Origin of the sequence: Methylobacterium sp. GC_Met_2 (assembly GCF_026540795.1) — a bacterium.
Lineage (GTDB): Bacteria > Pseudomonadota > Alphaproteobacteria > Rhizobiales > Beijerinckiaceae > Methylobacterium.
Genome location: NZ_JALNUM010000215.1, coordinates 1 through 4,086 on the forward strand (window position 1 = coordinate 1; position 4,086 = coordinate 4,086).

The following is a 4,086-nucleotide window of genomic DNA, read 5'->3' on the forward strand; positions in this document are numbered from 1 at the left end:
TCACTGCTGCTACGCCTGGAACACCCTCATCGACCGACCCTGGCACATCATGTCCATCGGACTGCGCAAATGGGCTCATGGGTTCTGATCAATGAGGGTTGGTATTAGGGCCATGGATTGCGATCTTTGCAGCCAGCCCAGATACCTTGAAAGGGCTGGACATCAGCCCTTTGAAAACCCGAATTCTGGGGTCGAACAAGCCCTCACTGATACGGGTCGGCCGCGTCCCGCAGCCCATCGCCCAGGAAGTTGAAGGCCAGCACCGTCACCAGTACCGGCAGCACCGGCGCCAGCAGCCACGGATAGAGCTGCACGGCTGCCAGATTCTGCGCTTCGTTGAGGAGCACGCCCCAACTCGTCACCGGCGGACGCAGGCCGAGCCCCAGGAAGGAGAGGGCGGTCTCACCGAGGATCATGGTGGGGATCGACAGGGTCGCCGAGGCGATCAGGTGGCTCATGAAGTTCGGGATGAGGTGCCGGCCGATCACCCGGGCCGGCGAGGCGCCCATCAGCTCCGCGGCCTGCACGAAATCCTCCTCCCGCAGGGCCAGGAGCTTGCCGCGCACCGCGCGGGCAAGACCGGGCCAATCCAGAAGTCCCAGGATCACCGTGATGCCGAAGAAGATCAGGAGCGGGCTCCAGTTCGGCGGCAGGGCCGCCGAGAGCGCGAGCCAGAGCGGCAATTCGGGCAGGGAGCGCACCACCTCGATCAGCCGCTGCACCCCGGCATCCACGATGCCGCCGAAATAGCCCGCGATGCCGCCGAAGAAGAGTCCCAGCGCGAAGGAGATCGCCACGCCGACGAGGCCGATCGTGAGCGAGATCCGCGTCCCGTAGATCAGGCGGGAGAACAGGTCGCGCCCGAGCTTGTCGGTGCCGAGCAGGAACAGGGTGCCGTTTTCCGGCGGGCAGACGACGTGCAGGTCGGTATGGACGAGCCCGAGCCAATCATACCCGTCGCCCCGGCACAGGAAGCGCAGCGGTTGCGGGGCCGCCGTATCGACCTTGTAGTCCCGGCGGAACGTGGCGAGGTCGAGATGCGCCCGGTAGGGATAAACGAACGGCCCGACGAACCGGCCCGCGTGGAACAGGTGGACGCCCTGGGGCGGTGCGTACAGGAAGTCGCCGTTGCGCCGGGCCTGACCGTAGGGCGCCAGCATTTCGACGAACGGCACGATCGCGTAGAGCGCGAGCAGGATTACGGCCGAAGCGACCGCGATGCGGTGGCGCAGGAATTTTCGGACGATCAGCCGCCACGCGGACGCACTCTTCGCGAGGCCTTCTGGGCCGGCATCCGGCTCAAAGAGCGCCGGATCGACGAAGTGGCGGTCGGCGGGAATCGCGTCCGTCATCGCAGTCCCATGCGGATGCGCGGATCCAGCCAGACCAGGGTCAGGTCGGAGATCAGCATCCCGACCAGCGTGAGGGAAGCAACGAACATCAGGATGAAGCCGGCCATGAACTGGTCCTGGCTGCGCAGGGCTTCGAGGAGCAGCGGCCCGACCGTCGGCAGGCTCAGCACCAGCGAGACCAGCACCGAGCCGGAGACAAGATGCGGCAGCAGGTTGCCGATATCCGCCACGAACGGGTTCAGCGACATGCGGAACGGATATTTCAGCAGGGCCTTCAAGGGCGGCAGGCCCTTGGCGCGGGCGGTGACCGTGTAGGGCTTGGCAAGCTCGTCCAGCAGGTTGGCGCGCATGCGCCGGATCATCGCCGCCGTCCCGCCGAGCCCGATCACCAGGGTCGGCACGACCAGATGGCCCAGCAGCGAGCGGATCTTTGCCCAGGTCCAGGGCTGGCTGGTGAGCGCGGAATCGTAGAGGCCACCGATCGACAGCCCGAACCAGCGGTTGGCATAGAACAGCAGGATCAGCGCCAGGAGGAAGCCCGGAACCGCCAAGCCGACATAGCCCAGCAGCGTGACCACCGCGTCGCCGAACGTGTTGCGGTGCGTCGCCGAGTAGATCGCCGCCGGAATCGCCACCAGATGCACGAACACGACCGCGGTCAGGTTGATCAGGAGGGTCAGCCACAGGGCGTCGCCGACGACGTCCGCCACCGGCTTGTCGTACTCGAACGACCAGCCCCAATCGCCCTGGAGCAGCCCCGAGAAGCCCACCGAGCCGGGCATGACTCCGATCCACATCAGGTATTGCTGCCAGACCGGCCGATCGAGCCCGTATTGCTGGATCAGCAATTCGGCCTTCGCCACCGACGTCGCGTCGCCCGTGGCGCGCAATTCCATGATCCTGTTGGAGAGATAATCGCCGGGCGGCAGCTTGATGATGAGGAAGACGAGCGCCGAAATCACCAGCAGCGTCGCCGCCATCGTGAGGACGCGGCGGAGGATGACGGCGATCACCGGGCCTCCACACGCTTGTCGGCAGCCTGATCCCAGAACAGCTCGTCGAGGCGCTGCACGCCGATCAGGGCCGTGGGATCCCAGGAATAGAGGGCGCGCTTCGGCAGGTTGACCAGGCGATCGGCTCCGACCACGGGCTGCAGCGCTCCCGCCACGGTGCCGATCACCCAGGTGTTGCGCGCGTGGTTCATCAGCATCTCGCGCCAGATCGCGGCCTGCTTGGCCGCGTCGTCGGTGTCGCGCCACTGGCGGTCGAGCTCGATCAGGCGCTCGACCTCCGGCACATTGCAGGGTTCCCCGCTCTTGCCGCGGCTCTCGACGTTCATGCTCCAGAGCGGCCAGGAATAGTGCTCCGGCTGCGCGGGGCTCAGCTCGGTCGGCGGCATGATCGCGGTCGGGACCGCAAGGTCGAGCCCTTGGGCGGCCACCATCACGGTCATGCCGGCGATGGAGCGCCGATGCAGGTTGGTGCGCTCCTGCGGCTTGGTTACCAGACGGATCCCGACCTCGCGCCAGAACTCGGTGATGAGCAGCAGCGCGTCGAGCACCATCTCGGCCTCGCCGTCACTCTCCACGACGATCTCCAGCGGGCGCCCGTCGGGCAGGAGCCGCGTGCCGGACCCGTCGCGACCGGTCAGCCCCACGCTGTCCAAAAGCTTGGCCGCCGCGGCCGGGTCGTAGCCGGCGTTGAGGGTCCGCATCGCGGGCTCGAAGAGCGGGCTGTCCGACACGATCGTGTCGTTGCCCTCGGTACCGAGCCCGAACAGGAGCGTGTTGTTCAGGGTCCGGCGATCGATGGCGAGCGACAGGGCGTGGCGGTAGCGCACGTCACGGTTGAGCTGGCGCCAGACGGGATCCGCGGTAGTCAGATTTGGGTAGAGAGCGAATTCCGAGCCGCGCGCCACCGGCCACAGATAGGTGTGGTAGCGGTGCATCGCCTCGCCCTCCTTGAGGCTCGGGATGTCGGGCATCGACAGGCCGCGGAACATCAAATCCGCCTCGCCGGCATTGGTCTTGGCGACCAGCAGGCCCTGCGAGGCCACGTCCATGACGATCGCATCGACATAGGGCAGCTGGGTGCCGGCCGTATCGACCCGGTGATAGGAGCGGTTGCGCTCGAACCGGAACCGGGTGGCGGGCGAGCGCGTCCGCGGCACCCAGCCCTGCAGGGTCGGGCAGTCCGGATTGCCGAGCTCGTAATTGTCGTCCATGCGGTTGTGCAGGGCGGCCCAGCTGCGGAGCTTCAGCGCCTTGGCCTTCGCGTCGGCCGCATCCTTGCCGATGTAGCGGGCGTGGACCGGCTTGAGGTAGTGCGACGGGCGGTAGATCAGCGGATCCCGCGGCGCCGCCAGGGCGGGCAGGAACAGCGGGTTCGGCCGGTCCCAGCTGAAGCGGATCGTCACCGGATCCAGCACCTCGACCTGGGGCAGCTTGTCCGCGATCCGGAAGAAGGCCGGCGGCCCGTCCGGGCTCAGCGCCGTCTCGTTGGCGACGTCCTCCCAGTAGTAGCGGAAATCCTCGGTGGTGAACGGATGCCCGTCCGACCAGCGATGGCCCTTGCGGAGGGTGAAGGTGAAGCGCCCGCCCTCAACATCGACGCGCTCCAGCACGTCCGGCCGCAGGTTCAAGTCGGCATCGTAGCCGACCAGGCGGGTGTAGCCGTAGACCGAGAGGTAGCGGACGTCCCGGGCCTTGGCGATCAGGGTCCGGATCGTGCCACC

At 67.2% G+C, this 4,086-nt stretch carries 3 protein-coding genes; all 3 read right to left on the minus strand.

The window, feature by feature from the left end:
• Positions 1 to 203: 203 nt before the first annotated feature.
• Entirely contained in the window at positions 204 to 1,352 is a 1,149-nt protein-coding gene (locus OXS49_RS32770) for an ABC transporter permease (protein WP_244007590.1), read from the minus strand.
• The gene (locus OXS49_RS32775) at positions 1,349 to 2,365 is read right to left on the minus strand and encodes an ABC transporter permease (RefSeq protein WP_244007592.1); all 1,017 of its coding nucleotides are present in this window, start codon (positions 2,363 to 2,365) and stop codon (positions 1,349 to 1,351) included. The genes OXS49_RS32770 and OXS49_RS32775 overlap by 4 nt, the downstream gene beginning before the upstream one ends.
• The coding region (locus tag OXS49_RS32780) for an ABC transporter substrate-binding protein (RefSeq protein WP_267428684.1) at positions 2,362 to 4,086 on the minus strand (1,725 nt) is incomplete at its 5' end. The genes OXS49_RS32780 and OXS49_RS32775, both read right to left, overlap by 4 nt.